This window comes from Variovorax sp. RKNM96, assembly GCF_017161115.1.
Lineage (GTDB): Bacteria > Pseudomonadota > Gammaproteobacteria > Burkholderiales > Burkholderiaceae_C > Variovorax.
Window position 1 is genome coordinate 1,753,082 of record NZ_CP046508.1, and the last position, 24,190, is coordinate 1,777,271.

Annotated in this window: 18 protein-coding genes and 2 pseudogenes; 10 read left to right on the plus strand and 10 right to left on the minus strand. The window is 64.0% G+C overall.

Annotation, left to right across the window (positions count from 1 at the left end):
* Positions 1 to 15: 15 nt before the first annotated feature.
* From sdhD to GNX71_RS07965, 3 genes are all read right to left on the minus strand, one after another.
* Positions 16 to 381, minus strand: coding sequence for a succinate dehydrogenase, hydrophobic membrane anchor protein (gene sdhD / locus GNX71_RS07955; RefSeq protein WP_206177819.1), 366 nt, complete (start codon positions 379 to 381; stop codon positions 16 to 18).
* Positions 382 to 394: 13 nt separating this feature from the next.
* Positions 395 to 841 (minus strand): succinate dehydrogenase, cytochrome b556 subunit, encoded by a 447-nt coding sequence (sdhC, locus tag GNX71_RS07960; RefSeq protein ID WP_206177820.1) that lies wholly within the window; start codon positions 839 to 841, stop codon positions 395 to 397.
* 226 nt (positions 842 to 1,067) lie between these two features.
* Positions 1,068 to 1,826, minus strand: coding sequence for a GntR family transcriptional regulator (locus tag GNX71_RS07965; RefSeq protein ID WP_206177821.1), 759 nt, complete (start codon positions 1,824 to 1,826; stop codon positions 1,068 to 1,070).
* Between the two features lie 184 nt (positions 1,827 to 2,010).
* Between GNX71_RS07965 and GNX71_RS07970 the strand changes: the two genes are divergently transcribed.
* From GNX71_RS07970 to GNX71_RS07990, 5 genes are all read left to right on the plus strand, one after another.
* Complete coding sequence (locus tag GNX71_RS07970) at positions 2,011 to 2,997, plus strand: malate dehydrogenase (protein WP_042578072.1); 987 nt, start codon at positions 2,011 to 2,013, stop codon at positions 2,995 to 2,997.
* Between the two features lie 20 nt (positions 2,998 to 3,017).
* Positions 3,018 to 3,797 (plus strand): trans-aconitate 2-methyltransferase, encoded by a 780-nt coding sequence (gene tam, locus GNX71_RS07975; protein WP_206177822.1) that lies wholly within the window; start codon positions 3,018 to 3,020, stop codon positions 3,795 to 3,797.
* Positions 3,794 to 4,792 (plus strand): aldolase/citrate lyase family protein, encoded by a 999-nt coding sequence (locus tag GNX71_RS07980; RefSeq protein WP_206177823.1) that lies wholly within the window; start codon positions 3,794 to 3,796, stop codon positions 4,790 to 4,792. The genes tam and GNX71_RS07980 overlap by 4 nt, the downstream gene beginning before the upstream one ends.
* Before the next feature lie 38 nt (positions 4,793 to 4,830).
* A complete protein-coding gene (locus tag GNX71_RS07985; protein ID WP_206177824.1) occupies positions 4,831 to 5,388 on the plus strand; it encodes a hypothetical protein in 558 nt (185 codons plus the stop codon).
* Between the two features lie 78 nt (positions 5,389 to 5,466).
* The gene (locus GNX71_RS07990; protein WP_206177825.1) at positions 5,467 to 8,049 is read left to right on the plus strand and encodes a bifunctional aconitate hydratase 2/2-methylisocitrate dehydratase; all 2,583 of its coding nucleotides are present in this window, start codon (positions 5,467 to 5,469) and stop codon (positions 8,047 to 8,049) included.
* Between the two features lie 84 nt (positions 8,050 to 8,133).
* Here the strand turns inward: GNX71_RS07990 and GNX71_RS07995 are convergent, their stop codons facing one another.
* Both GNX71_RS07995 and GNX71_RS08000 read right to left on the minus strand, forming a co-directional pair.
* Entirely contained in the window at positions 8,134 to 8,991 is an 858-nt protein-coding gene (locus tag GNX71_RS07995) for a hypothetical protein (protein ID WP_206177826.1), read from the minus strand.
* 15 nt (positions 8,992 to 9,006) lie between these two features.
* Positions 9,007 to 10,143 carry a DUF2827 domain-containing protein gene (locus GNX71_RS08000; RefSeq protein ID WP_206177827.1) on the minus strand — a complete coding sequence of 379 codons (1,137 nt, stop codon included), beginning with the start codon at positions 10,141 to 10,143 and terminating at the stop codon, positions 9,007 to 9,009.
* A gap of 340 nt (positions 10,144 to 10,483) precedes the next feature.
* On the opposite strand from GNX71_RS08000, the pseudogene GNX71_RS33725 reads away from it, so the two are divergent.
* Positions 10,484 to 10,567, plus strand: a pseudogene (locus GNX71_RS33725) (ESPR domain-containing protein); the annotation flags it as partial.
* Positions 10,568 to 10,650: 83 nt separating this feature from the next.
* Here GNX71_RS33725 and GNX71_RS33730 read toward each other — a convergent pair.
* The 3 genes from GNX71_RS33730 to GNX71_RS33740 form a co-directional block, all read right to left on the minus strand.
* On the minus strand, positions 10,651 to 11,217 hold the full coding sequence (locus tag GNX71_RS33730; protein ID WP_346776862.1) for a hypothetical protein: 567 nt from the start codon (positions 11,215 to 11,217) through the stop codon (positions 10,651 to 10,653).
* A 27-nt stretch (positions 11,218 to 11,244) separates the two neighbouring features.
* Entirely contained in the window at positions 11,245 to 11,691 is a 447-nt protein-coding gene (locus tag GNX71_RS33735; RefSeq protein ID WP_346776863.1) for a hypothetical protein, read from the minus strand.
* Between the two features lie 66 nt (positions 11,692 to 11,757).
* A complete protein-coding gene (locus GNX71_RS33740) occupies positions 11,758 to 12,207 on the minus strand; it encodes a hypothetical protein (RefSeq protein ID WP_346776864.1) in 450 nt (149 codons plus the stop codon).
* Positions 12,208 to 12,583: 376 nt separating this feature from the next.
* Between GNX71_RS33740 and GNX71_RS33745 the strand changes: the two are divergent.
* Positions 12,584 to 12,714: pseudogene (locus GNX71_RS33745) on the plus strand (hypothetical protein); the annotation flags it as partial.
* A gap of 1,971 nt (positions 12,715 to 14,685) precedes the next feature.
* Here GNX71_RS33745 and GNX71_RS33750 read toward each other — a convergent pair.
* Together GNX71_RS33750 and GNX71_RS33755 are read right to left on the minus strand one after the other, a co-directional pair.
* Positions 14,686 to 14,853, minus strand: coding sequence for a hypothetical protein (locus tag GNX71_RS33750; protein WP_346776865.1), 168 nt, complete (start codon positions 14,851 to 14,853; stop codon positions 14,686 to 14,688).
* Entirely contained in the window at positions 14,854 to 20,742 is a 5,889-nt protein-coding gene (locus tag GNX71_RS33755; protein ID WP_346776866.1) for a hypothetical protein, read from the minus strand.
* Between GNX71_RS33755 and GNX71_RS33760 the strand changes: the two genes are divergently transcribed.
* From GNX71_RS33760 to GNX71_RS08015, 3 genes are all read left to right on the plus strand, one after another.
* On the plus strand, positions 20,624 to 21,787 hold the full coding sequence (locus GNX71_RS33760; RefSeq protein WP_346776870.1) for a YadA-like family protein: 1,164 nt from the start codon (positions 20,624 to 20,626) through the stop codon (positions 21,785 to 21,787). The two genes, GNX71_RS33755 and GNX71_RS33760, sit on opposite strands and share 119 nt — an antisense overlap.
* A gap of 83 nt (positions 21,788 to 21,870) precedes the next feature.
* Complete coding sequence (locus GNX71_RS08010; RefSeq protein WP_206177828.1) at positions 21,871 to 23,022, plus strand: DUF2827 domain-containing protein; 1,152 nt, start codon at positions 21,871 to 21,873, stop codon at positions 23,020 to 23,022.
* 32 nt (positions 23,023 to 23,054) lie between these two features.
* Complete coding sequence (locus GNX71_RS08015; RefSeq protein ID WP_241027198.1) at positions 23,055 to 24,176, plus strand: DUF2827 domain-containing protein; 1,122 nt, start codon at positions 23,055 to 23,057, stop codon at positions 24,174 to 24,176.
* Positions 24,177 to 24,190: the final 14 nt, after the last annotated feature.

Here is a 24,190-nt window from a genome sequence, read left to right on the forward strand (position 1 = left end):
GGTGGGGATGTCAGGTCAGATCTTCCAAAGCACTTGAATGGCCCAACCCGCACAACCGACAAGCCAGACGATGGTGAAAATTTGCAGCACGAGACGGATGCCGACGGGCTGGACGTAGTCCATCCACACGTCGCGCATGCCGACCCACACGTGATAGAGCAGGGCGACGATCACGGAGAAGGTCAGCACCTTCATCCACTGCGCGGCGAAGATGCCGGCCCAGAGGTCGTAGCCGATGGGGCCGCGCGTGAAGATCAGCTGTGCGAGCAGGATGATCGTGAAGAGCGCCATCAGGCCGCCCGTGATGCGCTGGCTGAGCCAGTCGCGCAAACCGTAATGAGCGCCGACGACGATGCGCTTGGAGCCGTAATTCACGGACATGGGTGGCTCCTTCTCAGTAAAAACCGAACAGCTTGGCGCCGAGCACCAGGGTGAGCAGGACGCTCAGTGCCAGCGTGACGACGGCCGAGGTGTGGCCGAATTCCTTGGTCACCGCGGCGTGGCTCACGTCCATCCAGAGGTGGCGCAGGCCGGCGATGAAGTGGTGCAGGTAGGCCCAGATCAGCGCCAGCGCGACGAGCTTGAAAAACCATCCCGGAACGAAACCAAGGCCGCTGTTGAAGGCGGCCTTGAACTTGGCGAACGAATAGTCCGAAGAGAGCGAGGTGTCGAACATCCAGATGATGAACGGCAGCAGCAGGAACATCAGCACGCCGCTGACGCGGTGCAGGATCGACACGATGCCGGCCGGCGGCAGCCGGTAGGTCGTGAGATCGGTGAACGCATTGATGTTTCGGAATTCGCGACGCGGTGGCCGGGGGGGAGTTGCAAGCTCTGACATGGGGGAAGGGCTTTCGTGGCTTGGATGGCTTGTTCTGAGAGCGAACGCTTTTGTTTCTTATGCGGAAATGCAAACAACGCAAAATTCTATTGCAATGCACCATCGGACAGCGGACGCGTCCGAGTCGGCGCACCGTTGCAGTCGGATGCTATTGACTTCGTAGCGCATTGCGTACGTTGCACGCGGGTTGCGCCGCCTTCGAGTTTGAACCTCATCTGCATCGACTTCAGCCCAGCTGGTTCCTGTAGTGGTGCGTGTCGGTGCGATAGAGCCCGCGGCGCAGCTCCATCGGCATGTCGTGGTACGTGTGGGCCACGCGCTCCACGCTGAGCAGCGGCATCTGCAGCGTCACCGCGAGCAGCGCAGCTTGCTCCGCATCGGGCAGCACCGCACGGATTTTTTCTTCGGCGCGCACCATGCGCACGCCGAACTCGGTTTCGAAGAGCGCGTACATCGGGCCGGGCCATGCGCGCAGCCGCTCGGCGGTGAGCCCCTTGAAGGGCGTGCCGGGGAGCCACAGGTCTTCGAGGATGGTCGGCACGCCCGCATAGGCGAGCACGCGGCGCACCTGCAGCACGGCGTCGCCGGTGCGAAGGCCCAGCGCGCGCGCGACGTCGGCGGATGCGCGCAGGCGCTTGCAGTCGACGATGGTGCGTTCGGCGGGGCCTTCGATGTTCGGGTCGCCCGCATCGGGTACGAGCTTGAGGAAGCGGTACTGCACATGCTGCTCGGCATGCGTGGCGACGAAGGTGCCCTTGCCCTGGCGGCGCACCACCAGGTTTTCGGCCGACAGTTCGTCGATGGCCTTGCGCACCGTGCCCTGGCTCACGCGATAGCGCACGGCCAGGTCCATCTCGCTCGGAATGGGTTCGCCCGGCTTCCACTCGCCCGCCTGCAGGCTCTGCAGGATCAATGTCTTGATCTGCTGATAGAGCGGACTGAAGGACGGCGTCGCGGGCTCGTCGAGGGCGGTGGGGGTGTTCATGGCAGCGGTGGGGTGCGCCGTGGGCGGTGCCCCCGAGGATATCTTATATAAGACATAAGACGAGGCTCATTGAATCGGCTTAAAATGCGGGCCGGTCTCGCGCCGCGGGACACTGTTTCCCCCGTCGGACCTTGGCGCCCCACGAGAGCGCCGACACCGTTTCATCATCTTCTGGAGTCTTCCCATGAGCAAAAAGCCCGTCCGCGTTGCCGTCACCGGTGCCGCCGGTCAAATCGGTTACGCCCTGTTGTTCCGTATCGCATCCGGCGAAATGCTCGGCAAAGACCAGCCGGTCATCCTGCAATTGCTCGAGATCCCCGACGAGAAGGCCCAGAAGGCGCTCAAGGGCGTGATGATGGAGCTGGACGACTGCGCCTTCCCGCTCTTGGCCGGCATGGAAGCCCACGGCGACCCGATGACCGCCTTCAAGGACGCCGACTACGCCCTCCTGGTCGGTTCGCGCCCCCGCGGCCCCGGCATGGAACGTGCCGAACTGCTGGCCGTCAACGGCGCCATCTTCACGGCGCAAGGCAAGGCCCTGAACGCCGTCGCCAGCCGCAACGTCAAGGTGCTCGTGGTCGGCAACCCCGCCAACACCAACGCCTACATCGCCATGAAGAGCGCACCCGACCTGCCGCGCAAGAACTTCACCGCCATGCTGCGCCTGGACCACAACCGCGCCGCCAGCCAGATCGCCGCCAAGACCGGCAAGGCCGTGGCCGACATCGAAAAGCTCACCGTCTGGGGCAACCACTCGCCCACGATGTACGCCGACTACCGCTTCGCCACCATCAACGGCGAAAGCGTCGCCAAGATGATCAACGACCAGGAATGGAACGCCAACACCTTCCTGCCGACCGTCGGCAAGCGCGGCGCGGCGATCATCGAAGCGCGCGGCCTGTCGTCGGCTGCATCGGCCGCCAACGCCGCCATCGATCACATGCGCGACTGGGCCCTGGGCACCAATGGCAAGTGGGTCACGATGGGCATCCCGTCGGACGGCCAGTACGGCATTCCGAAGGACGTGATGTTCGGCTTCCCGGTTACCTGCGAAAACGGTGAATACAAGCTGGTTGAAGGCCTGGAGATCGATGCATTCAGCCAGGAACGCATCAACAAGACCCTCGAAGAACTCGAAGGCGAACGCGCCGGCGTGGCCCACCTGCTGTAAGCAAGCAAGGCCTGCCCAGCATGCTCGACTGGAACCCCGCGCTCTACCGTCGCTACGAGGATGAGCGCACAAGACCCGCACAGGAGCTCCTGGCGCGGGTGCCTTTGGCCGGGGCCGACCTCGTCGTCGACCTCGGTTGCGGCCCGGGCAATTCCACCGAGCTGCTGGTCAACCGGTTCCCGAAGGCACAGGCCCTCGGGACCGACAACTCCGAAGCCATGCTGGTCAGCGCGCGCGAGCGCCTGCCCGGCGCGCGCTTCGAGTTGAGCGATATCGCGACCTGGGCGCCGCAAGACCAAGCGCCCGACCTCATCTATGCCAATGCGTCCCTGCAATGGGTGCCGGATCACGAAACGCTGATCCCTCGCCTGTTCGACGCACTGGCCCCGGGCGGCGTGCTCGCCGTCCAGATGCCCGACAACCGCCAGGAGCCCACGCACCGCCTGATGCGCGCGCTGGCCGCCGAAGCGCCCTGGGCCGAGCCCATCGGCGATGCCGACAAGCTGCGCACCAAGCTGCTGCCGCTCGGGGGCTATTACGACTTGCTGGCGCCGCATGCGGCCAACGTCGATGTCTGGCACACGATCTACCAGCACCGCATGGCCGACGCCGCTTCCATCGTCGAATGGGTGCGTGGCACGGGCCTGAAGCCCTTCGTGGACCGGCTGCCGCCCGACCTGCAGGCGAGCTACCTCGCCGAATACGAGCGCCGCGTGAACGAGGCCTATCCGGCACGCACCGACGGCAAGCGGCTGCTCGCGTTCCCGCGCATGTTCATCGTGGCGCAGAAAAAAGCATGACGAAAACGGTCCACCCAGGTGAAGTGCTGCTCGGCGCGCAAGCCGGTGCGGTGACATTGCCTGTGTGCGACCACTACAGCGGCGTCGAGGCGCGCATGAAGAAGAGCCTCACGCTCCAGGCCGAGATGGCCGAGGAGTTCGGCGCCTGCGTGTTCGATGTCACCCTGGATTGCGAAGACGGTGCCCCGGTAGGCGGCGAGGCCGAGCATGCTGCGCTCGTCACCGAATTGGCACTGGCCGCCAAGCCCGGCATGCGCGTCGGCGTGCGCGTGCACCCGGTCGACCATCCGGCCTTTGCCGGCGACGTGATCACCATTGCTGGTCGCGCCGGTCAGCGCCTGAGCCACCTGATGGTGCCCAAGGTCGAATCGCTGGCCGATGTGCTGCAGGCTGTCGCAGCGCTCGAAGCGGCCGATGCCGATGCGCTGCCGTTGCACGTGCTGATCGAATCGCCCCTGGCGGTGCACAACGCTTTCGAAATCGCCGCGCATCCGCGCGTGCAGTCGCTCAGCTTCGGCCTGATGGATTTCGTGTCGGCGCATGCCGGTGCCATTCCCGCCGACGGCATGGGCGCGGCCGGCCAGTTCACCCATCCGCTGGTGGTGCGCGCCAAGCTGGCCATCGCCTCGGCGGCGCATGCCTACGGCAAAGTGCCGTCGCACTGCGTGGTCACCGAGTTCAACGACACCGATGCGATGCGTGTCGCGGCCCGCAAGGCAGCCACCGAATTCGGCTACACGCGCATGTGGAGCATCCACCCGAACCAGATCCGCCCCATCCTGGAGGCCTTCGCGCCCGATGAGGCGCAGATCCAGATTGCTACACAAATCATTGCAAAAGCCGCAGCTGCGGATTGGGCGCCGACACAAATTGATGGCACATTGCACGACCGCGCGAGCTACCGCCACTTTTGGCAGGTTCTGACGCGCGCCCACGCAACAGGGCGCGCGTTGCCCTCCGAGGCGAAAGCCTGGTTTGCATTCGCGGCCTCCTGAAACGAAACCTTCGAACCCAGCCTCAAGGAAACCCTCACATGAAGAAAATTGCCCTGATCGCCGCAGTGGCCCTGGCTCTGCCGTTCGGTGCCATGGCACAGACGGCGGCGCCCGCCAAGCCGGCCGCAAAGTCCACCGAAGCCAAGAAGGCCCCGCCCAAGCGCCAGGTGACCCGCAAGGCCGCCAAGGCTGTCGAGGAAGTCACGCCAATCGCCGACGAAACCAACGTCGTGCTGACCGACGCCGACCTGGAAGTCGCCAAGCGCGTGTCCACCGGCAAGGCCCAGTGCGAACTCGGCGCCGACGTCACTGTCACCGAAGACGAGAAGAAGCCCGGCTTCTTCAACGTGACCACCAAGGGCCTGAAGTACCGCATGCACCCGGTCGAAAGCCGCACCGGCGCCATCCGCCTCGAAGACCCGCGTGCCGGCGCCATGTGGCTCCAGCTGGGCAACAAGTCGATGCTGATGAACCAGAAGGCCGGTCTGCGCATCGCCGACGAATGCCAGACGGCCGCCCAGGTCGCCTTTGCCGAAGAAATGAAGAAGAACCCGCCGAAGAGCCTTTTCGAAGGCGCCGACCCGGCCAAGAAGTAAGAGCCCCCACCAGGGATGCGGCGCGGCTCTTGCTTGCCGCGCTGCATGCCCGCCAGCCCAGTTTCCGGAGAAAAGAAGATGTTGCAAGCCTACGTTGACCATGTTGCCGAACGCGCCGCGCTCGGTATCCCGCCGCTGCCCCTGAGCGCGAAGCAGACCTCTGAAGCGATCGAGCTCCTCAAGAGCGCGAACGAAAAGGACGGCGCCTTCCTGCTGGATCTGCTCACCTACCGCGTGCCCGCCGGCGTGGACGACGCGGCCAAGGTCAAGGCGAGCTACCTCGCCGCCGTGGCGCATGGCACCGAAAAGAGCGCGTTCCTCTCTCGCGCCCGTGCCACAGAACTGCTCGGCACCATGCTCGGCGGCTACAACATCAGCCCCATGATCGACCTGCTGGACGACGCCGAAGTCGGCGCCGTGGCAGCCGAAGGCCTGAAGAAAACCCTGTTGATGTTCGACCAGTTCCACGACGTCAAGGAAAAGGCCGACAAGGGCAACGCCAACGCCAAGGGCGTGCTGCAAAGCTGGGCCGATGCCGAGTGGTTCACCAGCCGCCCCGAAGTGCCCGAGAGCATCACCGTCAGCATCTTCAAGGTGGCTGGCGAAATCAACACCGACGACCTGTCGCCCGCACCCGATGCGACGACGCGTCCCGACATTCCGATGCACGCCCTGGCGATGCACAAGAACGCACGCCCCGGCATCGTTCCCGAAGAAGACGGCAAGCGCGGCCCGGTGAAGTTCATCGAAGACCTGCGCGCGCGCGGCCACCTCGTGGCCTACGCCGGCGACGTGGTCGGCACGGGTTCGTCGCGCAAGAGCGCCACCAACTCGGTGCTGTGGTTCACCGGCGAAGACATTCCCTTCGTTCCGAACAAGCGCTTCGGCGGCGTCTGCCTCGGCGGCAAGATCGCGCCAATCTTCTACAACACGATGGAAGACTCGGGCGCGCTGCCGATCGAGCTCGACGTGACGCAGATGAACATGGGCGACGTGGTCGAGCTGCGTCCCTACGACGGCAAGGCGCTGAAGGACGGCAAGGTCATCGCTGAGTTCACCGTGAAAAGCGACGTGCTGTTCGACGAAGTGCGCGCCGGCGGCCGCATTCCGCTGATCATCGGCCGCGGCCTCACGGCCAAGGCGCGCGAAGCGCTGGGCCTGCCGGTCTCGACGCTGTTCCGCCTGCCGACCAGCCCGGTTGACACCAAGAAGGGCTACTCGCTCGCACAGAAGATGGTCGGCCGCGCCTGCGGCCTGCCCGAAGGCACGGGCGTGCGCCCGGGCACCTACTGCGAACCCAAGATGACTTCGGTCGGCTCGCAGGACACCACCGGCCCGATGACGCGCGACGAGCTGAAGGACCTGGCGTGCCTGGGCTTTTCGGCCGACCTCGTGATGCAGTCGTTCTGCCACACGGCGGCGTACCCGAAGAAGGTCGACGTCAAGATGCACCACGAACTCCCCGAGTTCATGGCCAACCGCGGCGGCGTTTCGCTGCGTCCGGGCGACGGCGTGATCCACAGCTGGCTCAACCGCCTGCTGACGCCTGACACCGTCGGCACGGGCGGCGACAGCCACACCCGTTTCCCCATCGGCATCAGCTTCCCCGCGGGCTCCGGCCTCGTGGCCTTCGCGGCCGCCACCGGCGTGATGCCGCTGGACATGCCCGAATCGGTGCTGGTGCGCTTCAAGGGCAAGATGCAGCCGGGCGTCACGCTGCGTGACCTGGTCAACGCGATTCCGCTGTACGCCATCAAGTCGGGCCTGCTGACGGTGGCCAAGCAAGGCAAGAAGAACATCTTCTCGGGTCGCATCCTCGAAATCGAAGGCCTGCCCGACCTGAAGGTGGAACAAGCTTTTGAACTGAGCGACGCTTCGGCCGAACGCTCGGCCGCCGGCTGCACGGTGCACCTGAACAAGGAACCGATCATCGAATACATCAACAGCAACATCACGCTGATGAAGTGGATGATTGCCGAAGGCTATGCCGACGCCCGCACGCTCTCGCGCCGCATCGCCGCCCAGGAAGCCTGGCTGGCCGACCCGCAACTGCTCAAGGGCGATGCCGACGCCGACTACGCCGCCGTCATCGAGATCGACCTGGCCGAGATCCACGAACCCATCGTGGCCTGCCCGAACGATCCGGACGACGTGAAGACGCTGAGCGACGTGGCCGGTGCCGTGATCGACGAAGTGTTCATCGGTTCGTGCATGACCAACATCGGCCACTTCCGCGCCGCATCGAAGCTGCTCGAAGGCAAGCGCGACATCCCGGTGAAGCTGTGGATCGCACCGCCGACCAAGATGGATGCACAGCAGCTCACCGAAGAAGGCCACTACGGCGTGTTCGGCAATGCCGGCGCCCGCACCGAAATGCCGGGCTGCTCGCTGTGCATGGGCAACCAGGCGCAGGTGCGCGAAGGCGCGACGGTGATGTCGACCAGCACCCGCAACTTCCCGAACCGCCTGGGCAAGAACACGAACGTGTACCTCGGCTCGGCCGAACTGGCCGCGATCTGCTCGCGCCTGGGCCGCATCCCGACGCGCGAGGAGTACATGGCTGCGACGGGCGTGCTCGATGCATCGAGCAGCCAGATCTACCAGTACCTGAACTTCGACAAGATCGACGACTACAAGGTGGCGGAGACGGCTGCGGCCTGATCCGAACGATTCGCCCCTTCCGGGGCGAGCCATTGAAAAAGCCCCGATTCGTCGGGGCTTTTTCGTGGGCGCTGCGCTTGTCCGCTATCCCGGCAGGTTCGGCTGGAGGTACTCCCGCCCCTTGAGCACCATCGCGGCGCCGACAGGACCGCCCACCGCGTGCGGCAGCGAGGTCAGCAGCGAGTTGGCGAAATCGCCGCGGTACATCTTGGCGCCCTGGTGGCTCAGGTGGGAATTCGCATCGATGTAGATCGACTCGCCCAGCCCCGACCACAGGCGGCAGAAACCGTAGTCTTCCGAGAGGTAGCGACGCGTCTCGGGGTCGACCATCACGTCGAAGAAGCGGTAGTGCAGGCCCCGGTCGGTCTCGCCGATGCTGTCGGGCACGTAGTTGAGGTCGGGGTAGCTCGCGATGAGGCGCTCGAACACCGCGCGCTTGATCACCATGAAGCCGGTGGGCGCCTCGGTCATCTTCATAAAGCCGTCGGGCTGCACCTCGAGCTCGACCTGCGAGGTGATCTCGGATGCCTTCGCATTGACCGTGTAGCGGGTGAAGGTGGCTTCGAACTGCTGCTGTGTCGTGCCCGCCGGCACGCCCTCGGCGGGCCAGTTCTCGCGCTTGAGCGGATAGACGCCGGCCGCGATGTCGTAGCCCGACAGCAGCAGCCGGAAGGCGGCCTGTGCCGAGAAGCCGATGTCGGCATCGATCCAGAACAGGTGCGTCCAGTTCGGATTGGCCAGGAACTGGGCCACGCAGTTGTTCCGCGCGCGCGTCACCAGGCTCTCGCCCTGGTGGAACAGCACCTGCATCCGCATGCCGGCGCGCTCCGACTCGATGGCGAAGTTCAGCAGCGAGGTCACGTAGTTCTGGAAGAACTTGCCGTCGTGGCTGGGTGACACGACCACGGGGAAAAACTGCCGGAGCTCGGAAGGGTCAAGCATGGAGGAGGGTTCCGTTCATCGGGCAGGACGCTGCATCAGGCCGAGCAGCAACTGGTTGTAGACCTCGGTGGCCGCTGCGTTGCCGGGAAGGTAGCGGTCGATCAGTCCGCGCTGGCGCTCGCGGTAGGCGGTGGCCTGCGCATCGTGGGTGTCGATGGCCTCGAGCACGCGGGTGCTGCCCGCGGCCACGTCGTTGCCCTGGTAGTAATAGCCGAGGTCGGCGCAGAGGTGGGCGTTATGCACCAGCGGGTAGCCCTGCCAGCAGGTTTCCAGGTAGATGTAGTTGAGCGGGTTCTCCCATTGGTGGGACACCACGATGTCGGTGTTCTGCGCCAGGAACACGGGCGTTTCATGCCGGCCCAGGAACACCGCCTTGTGCTGGCGGACCAGATCGAGCTGGTTCATCAGCGTGATGAATTCCATGTTCTCCTTGGCCATCCGCTCGGAATTGGTGACCTGCAGCAGGGCGATGGCGTCGGGGCGTGCGCGGTAGGACAGCTCGGCGATCAGGATCGGGTAGAGGCAGAACTTCACGACGTTGATGTTCGGCTCCATCACGCTGAGCCGGCGCGGCCCGCTGCGCGGCTGGTACACGCCGGCATCGGGGAGGGCGCGGGTGCGCTCGTCGAGGAACACCGGGCTCCAGACGAAAGGCACGGGGCGCGCCTCGGTGCGGCGCAGCACCTCGAAGAACGGCTGGCTGATGTTGGCGACCTGCGGAACCATCCAGATGTCGTCGTAGCGCTGGTTGATGTACAGGTTCTGGCCCCAGAGCGGCTTGTTGAACAGCATCGACTCCATGGCGTGGACGTATTCGAAGCCGCAGCAGTACGACACGAGGCGCGCGCCGCGCTGCTTCAGGTAGTCGGTCTGGGCGCCGTCGATCTGGCCGCCGAGCTCGATCAGCACGTCGACGCTGTCCTTGGCGGCTTCGAAAGTCACGGTGGGCCAGCGCGACTGGTCCCAGGGCAGGGCAGCGGTGATAGCGATGCCCGTGGTGTTGACCAGCACGACCGAGGCGACGCTCGGGCAGTGCTTGAGCGCTTCGGCCAGGAAGACGGCGTTTTGCTTGATGCCGTTGTTCCAGAGGGTTTCGGCTTCGTGGTGGAGGCCGATGGTGATGCCGATGCGCAGGCCGGTGCTGGAAGTCATGAGTTGTTGCGTGAGATGCAGCCTGTGCGGTCCACCGAGAGTCAAAAAGCCAGGAAGGGGAGGCGGCCGATTTTAGGTCGCGCTGCATCCTCCGTCTCTTGGTTGCAACGGTCTGGATCGGGGTCGGAGCGCAATCGTTAGATTTTGTGAACTAAATCATCGCTCTGGATTTTTCGCCGTGCTGCACCGCATCAGGAATGTAAATGACTACGTACATTTCACCGTTCTTGTAAACGCTGGCGCACGTTGCGCCCGACTGATCAACGAGCGGTCGTTGTCCTGACAACCGTTGCTCTTTCGATCGATCCGTATTCGGCCATTCGCCACGAGCCCAAAGCACATGAATAAGTCATATAGAAGTATCTGGAACGAGTCACTCGGTGCATGGGTGGCGGCATCGGAAGTTACATCTGCTCGAGGCAAGCGGAGCAGTTCGCGCCTTGCGGTGTCCGCTGCGGTGCTGAGTGTGGCAATGGCATCTTTCGGCTGGATGCAGAGCGCGAACGCCTATATCGTCGGACCGCCGAACGGCTCCTGCACCATCCTTTCCAACCCTGGTCCGGATGGGAAGATATATCCGGCGGCAGGCAACCCAGTTGACGGTTCTGGCGTGTACTCGACCGTGGTCGGCGGGTGCTCTGCCAATGGTGCCGGCTTTCTTGGGGTAACCCTTTTTGGCTCTTTCACGACTGCCACAGGAAAGGGCGCCAGCATGTATGGCATGGGGTCGACCGCTGGGCAATATGCCTCGGCGTTCGGTCTCAATGCCAATGCTTTCGGTACTGACAGTGTTGCAATGGGGCACAACTCCATCGCTGCAGGCACCAACAACATCGCGATTGGTGCGACTGCCAACGCGGCTGCGATCAGCGCTGGGACTGCGATCGCGATCGGCGCCAACGCCGTGGCTTCGTCCAACACGACAGTTGGCGACTCGATGGCAATCGGCACCGGCGCAAAGGCCACGGCGCAGGACGCGGTGGCGATCGGCGGGCAAGCTGTCGCAAGTGGCACCAATTCCCTGGCCATCGGCGGCAATGAAGGGGGTGCGACGGGCACCAATTCCTCGGCCATCGGTGTCGGCGCAAACGCAACCAACAATTACGCGACGGCGGTGGGTGCTGGTGCAACTGCAAGCGGTGTCGGCTCGACGGCTATTGGTGCCAGCGGGACTGCAGCAGCCAGGGCGTTGGGGGCCAATTCGGTTGCGATTGGTGCCGAATCCATCGTGACGGCGTCGGCGTCGTCGGGGGTCGCCATTGGCCAGAACGCGAATGCCATATCGGGGACGGGGGCGACGGCTATCGGGCTGAACAGTGTGGCCAATGGCGCCAGCGCGGCGGCCATCGGCGTGGGTGCCAATGCAACTGGCAGCAATACGCTCGCCATCGGCGCCAATGCCCGGACGAGCGGCGGCTCGGCGATGGCTCTTGGCCAGAATGCCAATGCGGTTGGCGTGAACGACGTTGCTTTTGGCGTCGGTTCGCTTGCCGTGGGTACTGATGGAACGTCACCTGCGATGGCTTTCGGCAACAGCGCCAGGGCCACTGCCGGTGCAGCCGTCGCATTTGGAACGCTCGCGAATGCCGCCGGCACCAATTCTGTTGCATTCGGCTATTCCGCGACGGCAACCAAGCAAGACAGCGTCGCGATCGGCACGGCAACGACGTCGAGCGGGAACTCCAGCACGGCGGTGGGGAACTTTGCATCGGCAAGTGCCGATGGCGCAGTAGCGGTGGGCGGCAACGCCGCCGCGAGCGCGTCCGCGGCGGCGAAAGATTCAATCGCCATCGGCGGGCAGTCTTCGGTGGCCGCGACAGCCACCTCTGGCATCGCGGTCGGCCGCGGTGCGGTCGTCAACGGTATCTTTGCCTTGGCAATTGGTGATGGTGCCAATGCGTCCGGCAGCGGCAGCGGCATCACCGCCATCGGCAACGGGGCGAAAGCGAGCGTCGGAACCAGTACGGCGATTGGCGTCAACGCCAATGCGGCCAACACCGACGCCACGGCACTCGGCAACGGTGCCTTGGCATCGGGAACACAGGACACGGCGATTGGCGTCACCGCCAGAGCCACTGGCGGTTCGAGCTCCGCATTCGGCAACGGTGCCAATGCCAGTGGTCAAAATTCCCTGGCACTGGGTGTCGGCAACGTCGCGTCGAATTTCGCCGCGGTGGCGGTGGGCAACCTGAGCAAGGCATCGGGCTTGCGCAGCGTTGCGCTGGGCGATCAGGCCAACGCCAGCAATAGCAGTGCGATCGCCTTGGGCACCAACGCCAATGCCACCCAGTCGGGTGCCATCGCGATGGGGCAGGGAGCTCAAGGCACGGGAGTGAACGCCGTCGCCCTGGGCGCGGGAACGCTGGTGCGGACCGACAACTCGGTGGCGCTGGGTGCGGGCTCGACAACCGCCGCGACTTCGCCGAGCGGTACCGGTTACATGACTGGCACGACAGCTCCGGCGTCGGAAGTTTCGGTGGGTGCATCCGGCGCCACGCCGACGCGACGCATCACCAACCTGGCCGATGGCGCGGCACAGCAGGACGCGGTGACCGTGGCGCAGCTGAGCACCAGCAACACCAGCCTCTCGACCAGCATCACGAGTCTCTCGACCTCGACGTCGAGCGGCCTGAGCACGGCCACGAGCAGCATCAACAGCCTGTCGACTTCGACGTCGTCTGGCCTGAGCACTGCGACCAGCAGTATTCGCAGCCTGTCGACCTCGACGTCGTCTGGCTTGAGCACGGTCACCAGCAGCATCGGTAGCTTGTCGACATCGACCTCCTCTGGCCTGAGCACGGCCACGAGCAGCATCGGCAGTCTGTCGACCTCTACCTCGAGCGGAATCAGCAGTCTCTCGACCTCCACATCGTCAGGCCTGAGCACTGCAACCAGCAGCATCGGAAGCTTGTCGACTTCCACGTCGTCGGGCTTGAGCACTGCGACGAGCAGCATTGGCAGCTTGTCGACCTCGACCTCGTCTGGTCTGAGCACCGCCACGAGCGGCATCAGCAGCCTGTCGACTTCCACGTCGTCTGGTCTGAGCACTGCGACGAGCAGCATCGGTAGCCTGTCGACGTCTACCTCGAGTGGAATCAGCAGCCTGTCGACCTCCACATCGTCTGGCCTGAGCACTGCGACGAGCAGCATCGGTAGCCTGTCGACGTCTACCTCGAGCGGCATCAGTAGCCTCTCGACATCCACATCGTCGGGCCTGAGTACTGCAACCAGCAGCATCGGCAGCCTGTCGACGTCTACCTCCAGCGGCATCAGCAGCCTGTCGACTTCCACGTCGTCTGGCCTGAGCACCGCGACCAGCAGCATCGGCAGCCTGTCGACGTCTACCTCCAGTGGCATCAGCAGCCTGTCGACTTCCACGTCGTCTGGCTTGAGCACGGCAACGAGCGGCATCAGCAGCCTCTCGACCTCCACGTCGTCGGGGCTGAGCACTGCGACGAGCAGCATCGGCAGCCTGTCGACGTCTACCTCGAGTGGAATCAGCAGCCTGTCGACCTCCACATCGTCTGGCCTGAGTACTGCAACCAGCAGCATCGGAAGCTTGTCGACCTCGACCTCGAGCGGTCTGAGCACTGCTACGAGCAGTATCGGCAGCCTGTCGACTTCCACGTCGTCTGGCTTGAGCACGGCAACGAGCAGCATTGGCAGCTTGTCGACCTCGACCTCGTCTGGTTTGAGCACCGCCACGAGCGGAATCAGCAGCCTGTCGACCTCCACATCGTCTGGCCTGAGCACTGCGACGAGCAGCATCGGTAGCCTGTCGACGTCTACCTCGAGCGGCATCAGTAGCCTCTCGACATCCACATCGTCGGGCCTGAGTACTGCGACGAGCAGCATCGGTAGCCTGTCGACGTCTACCTCGAGCGGTATCAGTAGCCTCTCGACATCCACATCGTCGGGCCTGAGTACTGCGACGAGCAGCATCGGTAGCTTGTCGACGTCTACCTCGAGCGGAATCAGTAGCCTTTCGACATCCACATCGTCGGGCCTGAGTACTGCAACCAGCAGCATCGGCAGCCTGTCGACTTCCACGTCGTCTGGCTTGAGCACGGCAACGAGCGGCATCAGCAGCCTCTCGACCTCCACGTCGTCGGGGCTGAGCACTGCGACGAGCAGCATCGGTAGCTTGTCGACGTCTACCTCGAGCGGAATCAGTAGCCTTTCGACATCCACATCGTCGGGCCTGAGTACTGCAACCAGCAGCATCGGCAGCCTGTCTACCTCGACATCGAGTGGCCTGAGCACCGCTACGAGCAGCATCGGCAGCCTGTCGACTTCCACGTCGTCCGGCTTGAGCACGGCAACGAGCGGCATCAGCAGCCTCTCGACCTCCACGTCGTCGGGCCTGAGCACAGCGACCAGCGGCATCTCAAGCTTGTCCACTGGTTTGAGCACGACCAACAGCAGCGTGAGCAGCCTCTCGACAGGCTTGAGTACCTCCGCGAGCGGCATCGGCAGCTTGTCGACGGGCCTGAGCACGACGAACAGCAACCTGGGTACGCTGAGCTCGTCGGTCAGTTCGATCTACAACACCGGCACGAAATACTTCCACGCCAACAGCACGGGCGCGGACAGCCAGGCCATCGGCGCCAACAGCGTGGCGATCGGCCAGGGCGCAATTGCCAACAGCGACAACAGCGTGGCGCTGGGCGCGAATTCCGTGGCAAGCAGGACTGCGGCGGCCCAGACCAACTATGACGCTTTCGGGCTGACCAGCAAGCAGAGTTCGTCGGGTGAACTGAACATTGGCGATCGGCAGATCACGGGCGTCAGCGCCGGCAGTGCAGATACCGACGCGCCTAATATTGCACAGCTGAAGGGGGTTGCGAATTCGCTGTCGACGGGCCTGAGCACGACGAACAGCAACGTCAGCAGCCTGTCGACTTCGACCTCCTCTGGTCTCAGCACTGCGACGAGCAGCATTGACAGCTTGTCGACCTCGACGTCGTCGGGTTTGAGCACGGCGACCAGCAGCATCAATAGTCTGTCGACTTCGACGTCGTCGGGCTTGAGCACTGCTACGAGCAGCATCAGCAGCCTGTCGACCTCGACATCGTCCGGGCTGAGCACCGCTACCAGCAGCATCAGCAGCTTGTCGACCTCCACGTCAAGCGGCCTGAGCACTGCAACCAGCAGTATCGGCAGCCTGTCGACTTCGACCTCCTCTGGTCTCAGCACTGCGACGAGCAGCATTGACAGCTTGTCTACCTCGACGTCGTCGGGTTTGAGCACTGCTACGAGCAGCATCGGCAGCCTGTCGACCTCCACCTCGAGCGGCCTGAGTACTGCGACCAGCAGCATTGGCAGCTTGTCGACCTCGACGTCGTCCGGTCTGAGCACTGCGACCAGTAGCATCAGCAGCCTGTCGACATCGACCTCGAGCGGTCTGAGCACAGCAACCAGCAGCATCAGCAGCCTGTCGACTTCCACGTCGTCGGGTCTGAGCACTGCCACAAGCAGCATCGATAGCCTCTCGACTTCGACGTCGTCGGGGTTGAGCACTGCTACGAGCAGCATCGGCAGCCTGTCGACCTCCACCTCGAGCGGCCTGAGTACTGCGACCAGCAGCATTGGCAGCTTGTCGACCTCGGCATCGTCTGGTTTGAGCACGGCGACGAGCAGCATCGGCAGCCTGTCGACTTCGACGTCGAGTGGGTTGAGCACCGCCACGAGCAGCATCGGCAGCCTGTCGACCTCGACCTCCTCTGGCTTGAGCACGGCAACCAGCAGCATCGACAGCTTGTCGACCTCCACATCGTCTGGCTTGAGCACGGCTACCAGCGGCATCTCGAGCTTGTCGACCGGCCTGAGCACGACCAACAGCACGGTCAGCAGTCTGTCGACTTCGACGTCGTCTGGCCTGAGCACTGCTGCCAGCAGCATCAGTAGCTTGTCGACTTCGACGTCGTCAGGTCTCAGTACTGCCACTAGCAGCATCGATAGCCTCTCGACTTCGACGTCGTCGGGCTTGAGTACTGCGACCAGTGGCATCTCCAGTCTGTCGACCGGCTTGAGCACAACCAACAGCACGGTCAGCAGCCTGTCGACTTCGGCGTCGTCAGGTCTCAGCACTGCCACTAGCAGTATCGATAGCTTGTCGACTTCGACGTCGTCCGGTCTGAGCACTGCCACCAGCAGCATCAGCAGTCTGTCGACCTCGACATCGTCCGGTCTGAGCACAGCGACCAGCAGCATCGGCAGCTTGTCGACTTCAACCTCGAGCGGTCTGAGCACAGCAACCAGTGGCATCTCGAGCCTGTCTACTGGCCTGAGCACGACCAACAGCACTGTCAGCAGTCTGTCGACTTCGGCATCGAGTGGCCTGAGCACTGCGACGAGCGGCATCGACAGCCTGTCCACCTCGACATCGTCAGGGCTGAGCACCGCGACGAGCAGTATCAGCAGCTTGTCGACTTCGACGTCGTCCGGTCTGAGCACTGCGACGAGCAGCATTGACAGCTTGTCGACCTCGACGTCGTCGGGTTTGAGCACGGCGACCAGCAGCATCGGCAGCCTGTCGACTTCGACCTCGAGCGGTCTGAGCACTGCGACGAGCAGCATTGACAGCTTGTCGACCTCGACGTCGTCGGGTTTGAGCACGGCGACCAGCAGCATCGGCAGCCTGTCGACTTCGACCTCGAGCGGTCTGAGCACGGCCACAAGCAGCATCAGCAGTCTGTCGACCTCGACGTCGTCCGGTCTGAGCACTGCGACCAGTAGCATCAGCAGCCTGTCGACATCGACCTCGAGCGGTCTGAGTACGGCAACCAGCAGCATCAGCAGCCTGTCGACTTCCACGTCGTCGGGTCTGAGCACTGCCACCAGCAGCATCGATAGCCTGTCGACCTCGACGTCGTCGGGTTTGAGCACAGCGACCAGCAGCATCGGCAGCCTGTCGACCTCCACCTCGAGCGGCCTGAGTACTGCGACCAGCAGCATTGGCAGCTTGTCGACCTCGACGTCGTCCGGTCTGAGCACAGCGACCAGTAGCATCAGCAGCCTGTCGACATCGACCTCGAGCGGTCTGAGCACGGCAACCAGCAGTATCAGCAGCCTGTCGACTTCCACGTCGTCGGGTCTGAGCACTGCCACAAGCAGCATCGATAGCCTGTCGACCTCGACGTCGTCGGGTTTGAGCACAGCGACCAGCAGCATCGGCAGCCTGTCGACTTCGACCTCGAGCGGTCTGAGCACGGCCACAAGTAGCATCAGCAGTCTGTCGACCTCGACATCGTCCGGTCTGAGCACAGCGACCAGCAGCATCGGCAGCTTGTCGACTTCAACCTCGAGCGGTCTGAGCACAGCAACCAGTGGCATCTCGAGCCTGTCTACTGGCCTGAGCACGACCAACAGCACTGTCAGCAGTCTGTCGACTTCGGCATCGAGTGGCCTGAGCACTGCGACGAGCGGCATCGACAGCCTGTCCACCTCGACATCGTCAGGACTGAGCACCGCGACGAGCAGTATCAGCAGCTTGTCGACCTCGACGTCGTCGGGCCTGAGCACTGCAACCAGCAGTATCAGCAGCTTGTCGACCTCGACGTCGTCGGGCCTGAGCACTGCAACTAGCAGTATCAGCAGCTTGTCGACTTCGACGTCGTCCGGTCTGAGCACTGCCGCCAGCAGCATCGATAGCCTGTCGACCTCGACGTCGTCGGGTTTGAGCACGGCGACCAGCAGCATCAGCAGCCTGTCGACTTCCACGTCGTCGGGTCTGAGCACTGCCACAAGCAGCATCGATAGCCTCTCGACTTCGACGTCGTCGGGGTTGAGCACCGCAACCAGCAGTATCAGCAGCTTGTCGACTTCGACGTCGTCCGGTCTGAGCACTGCCACCAGCAGTATCAGCAGCCTGTCGACATCGACCTCGAGCGGTCTGAGCACGGCGACCAGCAGCATCAGCAGCCTGTCGACTTCCACGTCGTCGGGTCTGAGCACTGCCACAAGCAGCATCGATAGCCTCTCGACTTCGACGTCGTCGGGGTTGAGCACTGCGACCAGCAGCATCAGCAGTCTGTCGACTTCGACGTCGTCCGGTCTGAGCACTGCCACCAGTAGCATCGATAGCTTGTCGACCTCGACGTCGTCGGGTCTAAGCACTGCCACCAGCAGTATCAGCAGCCTGTCGACATCGACCTCGAGCGGTCTAAGCACTGCCACCAGCAATATCAGCAGCCTGTCGACCTCGACCTCGAGCGGTCTGAGCACGGCGACCAGCAGCATCAGCAGCCTGTCGACTTCCACGTCGTCGGGTCTGAGCACTGCCACAAGCAGCATCGATAGCCTCTCGACTTCGACGTCGTCGGGGTTGAGCACGGCGACCAGCAGCATCAGCAGTCTGTCGACTTCGACGTCGTCCGGTCTGAGCACTGCCACCAGCAGCATCAGCAGCCTGTCGACCTCGACCTCGAGCGGTCTGAGCACGGCCACAAGCAGCATCGACAGCCTCTCGACCTCGACCTCGAGCGGTCTGAGCACGGCGACCAGCAGCATCAGCAGCCTGTCGACTTCCACGTCGTCGGGTCTGAGCACTGCCAGCAGCAGCATCGATAGCCTCTCGACTTCGACGTCGTCGGGCTTGAGTACTGCGACCAGCAGCATCAGCAGTCTGTCGACATCGACCTCGAGCGGTCTGAGCACGGCCACAAGCAGCATCGACAGCCTCTCGACCTCGACCTCCTCCGGGCTGAGCACGGCGACCAGCAGCATCGACAGTCTGTCGACCTCGACGTCGTCGGGTCTGAGCACGGCTACCAGCGGTATCTCGAGCCTGTCGACTGGTTTGAGCACGACCAACAGCACCGTCAGCAGCCTGTCGACTTCCACATCGAGCGGCCTGAGCACGGCGACGAGCAGCATCGACAGCCTGTCGACCTCCACGTCGTCCGGTCTGAGCACAGCGACCAGCGGTATCTCGAGCCTGTCGACCGGTCTGAGCACGACCAACAGCACCGTCAGCAGCCTGTCGACTTCGACCTCCTCCGGTCTGAGCACTGCCACAAGCAGCATTGACAGCTTGTCGACCTCGACGTCGTCTGGCCTGAGTACTGCTACCAGCGGTATCTCGAGCCTGTCCACCGGCTTGAGCACGACCAACAGTACCGTCAGCAGTCTGTCGACCTCCACGTCAAGTGGCTTGAGCACAGCGACCAGCAGCATCGACAGTCTGTCGACCTCCACGTCGTCCGGCCTGAGCACTGCGACCAGCAATATCAGCAGTCTGTCCACGTCGACGTCTTCTGGTCTGAGCACTGCAACCAGCAGCATCAGCAGCTTGTCGACTTCGACCTCGAGCGGTCTGAGCACCGCCACCAGCAGCATCAGTAGCCTGTCGACTTCCACGTCGTCCGGCCTGAGCACTGCGACCAGCAGTATCAGCAGTCTGTCCACGTCGACGTCTTCTGGTCTGAGCACTGCCACCAGCAGCATCAGCAGCTTGTCGACTTCGACGTCGTCGGGCCTGAGTACTGCTACTAGCGGCATCAGCAGCCTGTCTACCGGCCTGAGCACGACCAACAGCACCGTCAGCAGTCTGTCGACTTCCACGTCGAGCGGCCTGAGCACGGCCACGAGCAGCATCGACAGTCTCTCGACTTCCACGTCGTCCGGTCTGAGTACTGCTACCAGCGGCATCAGCAGCCTGTCTACCGGCCTGAGCACGACCAACAGCACCGTCAGCAGTCTGTCGACTTCCACGTCGTCCGGTCTGAGTACTGCTACCAGCGGCATCAGCAGCCTGTCTACCGGCCTGAGCACGACCAACAGCACCGTCAGCAGTCTGTCGACTTCCACGTCGAGCGGTCTGAGCACGGCCACGAGCAGCATCGACAGTCTCTCGACTTCCACGTCGTCGGGCCTGAGTACTGCTACCAGCGGCATCAGCAGCCTGTCGACCGGTCTGAGCACGACCAACAGCACCGTCAGCAGTCTGTCGACCTCAACGTCGAGCGGTCTGAGCACGGCCTTCAGTGGCATCGGCAGCCTGTCGACAGGTCTGAGCGTTGCCACCAGCGGCATCTCGAGCTTGTCGACCGGCCTGAGTACCACCAACAGCAGCGTCAATAGTCTGTCGACTTCGACCTCGTCCGGCCTGAGCACGGCGACCAGCAGCATCAACAGCCTCTCGACTTCGACCTCGTCGGGCCTGAGCACTGCCACAAGCAGCATCAACAGCCTGTCGACCTCGACCTCGTCTGGCCTGAGCACTGTCACCAGCAGTGTCGACAGCCTCTCGACTTCCACGTCGAGCGGCCTGAGCACCGCCACCAGCAGCATCTCGAGTCTGTCGACCGGTCTGAGCACCGTGACCAGCAGCGTCAGCAGCCTCTCGACCGGCCTGAGCACGACGAACAGCAACGTCAACAGTCTGTCGACCTCGACGTCGTCGGGTCTGAGCACTGCCACCAGCGGGATCTCGAGCCTGTCGACGGGCCTGAGCACGACCAACAGCAGCCTCAACAGCTTGTCCACGAGCGTGAGCGGCTCGGCCAGTGGCCTTGCCAGCCTGTCGACCTCGACCTCCACGGGCCTGAGCACTGCCACCAGTGGCATCAGCAGCCTGAGCACGTCGGTCAGCAGCATCTACAACGGCGGCACCAAGTACTTCCACGCCAAATCGACCGCCGCAGACTCGGTGGCCAGCGGTCAGGAATCCGTGGCGATCGGCCCGCAGTCGGTCGCCAGCGGCGCCAACTCCTTCGCTGCCGGCAACGGAGCGAAGGCAACGGCCGACGGCGCAGTCGCCATCGGCTTCGGCGCACAGGCCACGGGGGCCAACGCCATCGCGATCGGTTCGGGCGCCCTGGCGACCGGCTCACAGGCGATCGGCGTCGATTCCCGCGCAGGTGGCGGTGGCGTGGCGTTGGGCGACAAGGCCGATGCCGGCGGCACGGTGCTGAGCCAGGCGCAGAACGTCTCCCAGGGCACGGCCATCGGCTTCGGCTCGCTGGTCACGCAAAGCGGTGGCGTGGCGCTGGGCGCGGGGTCCAAGGCGACGACCGCAGCGGGCATCGTCGGCTACATCCCCGGCAGTGCGAACGCGCAGCAGGAAGCAGCCATCAGAGCCACGACCAGCACGCAAGCCGCCGTGTCCGTCGGCGACGCCGCCAACGGTCAGTTCCGCCAGATCACCGGTGTGGCGGCAGGCTCGGCCGACAGCGATGCGACCAACGTCGCGCAGCTGAAGGCCGCATCGACCGCAGCCAAGGCCAGCAGCGTGCAGTACGCGACCAACCCGGACGGGTCGGTCAACTACAACCAGATCACGCTGGGTGGCGGCCAGGCGCCGGGCGGCACGCGCATCTCGAACGTGGCACCGGGCATCCTGCCGGGCGACGCGGTCAACGTGCAGCAGCTGAACCAGGTTCAGGGTCAGGTCGGCGAAGTGGCGCGCATTGCCTACTCAGGCTCGGCGATGGCCTTTGCGATGTCGGGCACCTACCTGCCGACGCTCTACCCGGGTGAGAAGACCGTGGGCGTGGGCTTCGGCAGCTACAAGGGCTACAGCGCCGTGGCGCTGACCTTCAAGGCCTTGTCGGACGACGGCAAGATGTCCTGGGGCGCGGGCCTGACCACCACCGGCAAGGAGTGGGGCGTGAACGCCGGCATCGGCTGGAAGTGGAAATAAGCCACTGAATTAGAGTAGCCGCAGCAACGTGGCTCCCGCGCCGATGGTGCGGGAGCCATTTTTTTTGGTACACACTCACCCCCATGCGCATTGGTATTTCAGTCCTCACTCACGCGGGGCAGAACATCTGGGAAAACGGGATGGGGCAGAACGTCCTGTTTCTCGCCCGGCTGCTGCAACGCATCGACTTTGTCGAGTCCGTCACGCTGGTCGATGCGGGCGACCAGCAGGCCATGCCACCGCAGGTCGACCTCTCCGCCATGGGCCTTGCCATCGGTCGCGCCCGCGAGCTGACCGATGCGCTGGACGTGGTCATCGAGATGGCCGGCGCGCTCGACGTGCAATGGCTCTCGTACTTCCGCGCCTGCGGCGGGCGTGCCGTCTTCCATTGCGTGGGGCAACCCTTCGTGGCGCTGGCCGAGCCGATCGTGTTCAGCGACAAGGGCCACTTCAGCAAGCCCGACCGCTGCGACGAGGTCTGGCTGCTGCCCAAGGATGGCGTCTTCGCACCGATGATGCGGACCCTGCACCGTTGCCCGGTGCATGAAGTCCCGTACCTCTGGTCGCCGCAGTTCCTGGACCAGCGCGTGACCGAAGTGGCGGCGTCGGGCTATCGCTTCGGCTACACGCCACGCACCGCCGAGCAGCCCGGCTTCCGCGTGGCGATCTTCGAGCCCAACATCTCGGTGGTGAAGTCCAGCAGCGTGCCCATGCTGATCTGCGACGGTGCCTACCGCATCGACCCGAACGCCGTGACCTCGATGCAGGTGCTCAACACCCTGCACCTGAAGGACCACGCGACGATGCTCTACATGGCGAACTCGCTGGACATCGTGCGCCAGCACAAGGCCATCTTCCATGGGCGGCACGACTTCGCGGGGTTCATGGTGCAGTTTGCCGATGCGGTGGTGTCGCACCAGTGGCAGAACGACCAGAACTACAGCTATCTCGATGCGCTGTACGGCAACTACCCGCTCGTGCACAACTCGCCCTGGCTGCGCGATGCCGGTTACTACTACCCCGATTTCGACATCGCCGCCGGTACCGACCAGCTGCTGCAGGCGGTACGCGGACACGACGCGCAACTGGACGACTACCGCGCTCGCAGCCAGCGGATGTTCGATGCGATCGATCCGCTGCATCAGGCGAACATCGATGGCTATGCACGGCGGCTGCTCCACCTTGTCGGCGGCGACCCCGCATTCCGTGCCGACGGCGTGAGGAAAGCCGCATGAGCGAAATGCAGAGCACCCCTTCACCCGCAGCCATGCCCGCAAAACTCCGGGTCGGCGTTTCCATCTTCATTCGCAAGGGCGAGCAGAGCCTCTGGGAAAACGGCGTCTACCAGAACTGCCTGTTCCTCGTGATGCTCCTGATGCGCTCGCCGCGCGTGGCCAGCACGGTGCTGGTGGCGGGCGGCGGCGACGGTGGCCCGGCGGACGCCACCAACTTCCTGGCCGATTCGCCAGTGCCGATCATCGACATGGCCACCGCCGCGCAGGAGCTCGATCTCATGATCGAGATGAGCGCGCAGCTGGCGCGCGAGTGGTCGGTGCCGTTCAAGGAACGCGGCGGCAAGATCGTTTCGATGCGCGTGGGCAACGACTACGTGATCGACATCGAACGCATGATCTTCAACAAGCCGCACGGCATGCTTGTCTCGGGCGCGCCCTACGACGAAGTCTGGACGCTGCCGGAGTACGAGGTGTCGTGCAAGCCGTACTTCGCGAGCACCTTCCGCGCGCCGGTGCGGCTGATGCCGCACCTCTGGAGCCCGATGGTGCTGGAGAAGGCCATGGCGCGCGCCGGGGACGACAAGCGTTTCGACTACGAGCCGGGGCGCAAGCACTGGCGCGTCGCCATCTTCGAGCCCAACATCTGCATGGTGAAGACCAGCTTCATCCCCATGCTCGGCTGCGAGGCGGCGCACCGTGCGCAGCCGCGCCTGCTCGAGCGGGTGTGGGTCTACAACAGCTTCCACCTGAAGGAGAAGCCGCTGTTCGTCGGCTTCGCGCAGAGCCTGAACATCGTGCAGCACGGCCTGGCCACTTTCGAGGGGCGGTTTCCGCTGTACCAGGTGCTGCCCGGCAACGTCGACGCCGTCTTCGCGCACCACTGGGAAAACGCGCAGAACTACCTCTACTACGAGGCGCTCTACGGCGGCTACCCGCTGATCCACAACTCGCACCTCATCGGCGACTGCGGCTACCGCTACCACGGCTTCGACTGCGAGGAGGGCGGCCGCGCGCTGCAGGAGGCCTTTGCCACGCACGACGCCAACCTGCCGGCCTATCGCGAGCGCGCACGCCAGCTCGTCGCGAAGCTCGATCCCGAAGGCGAGGAGAACGTGCGCATCTACACCGCCGCCATCGAGAGCCTTTACGCGTGAGTGCGCGTGAGAAG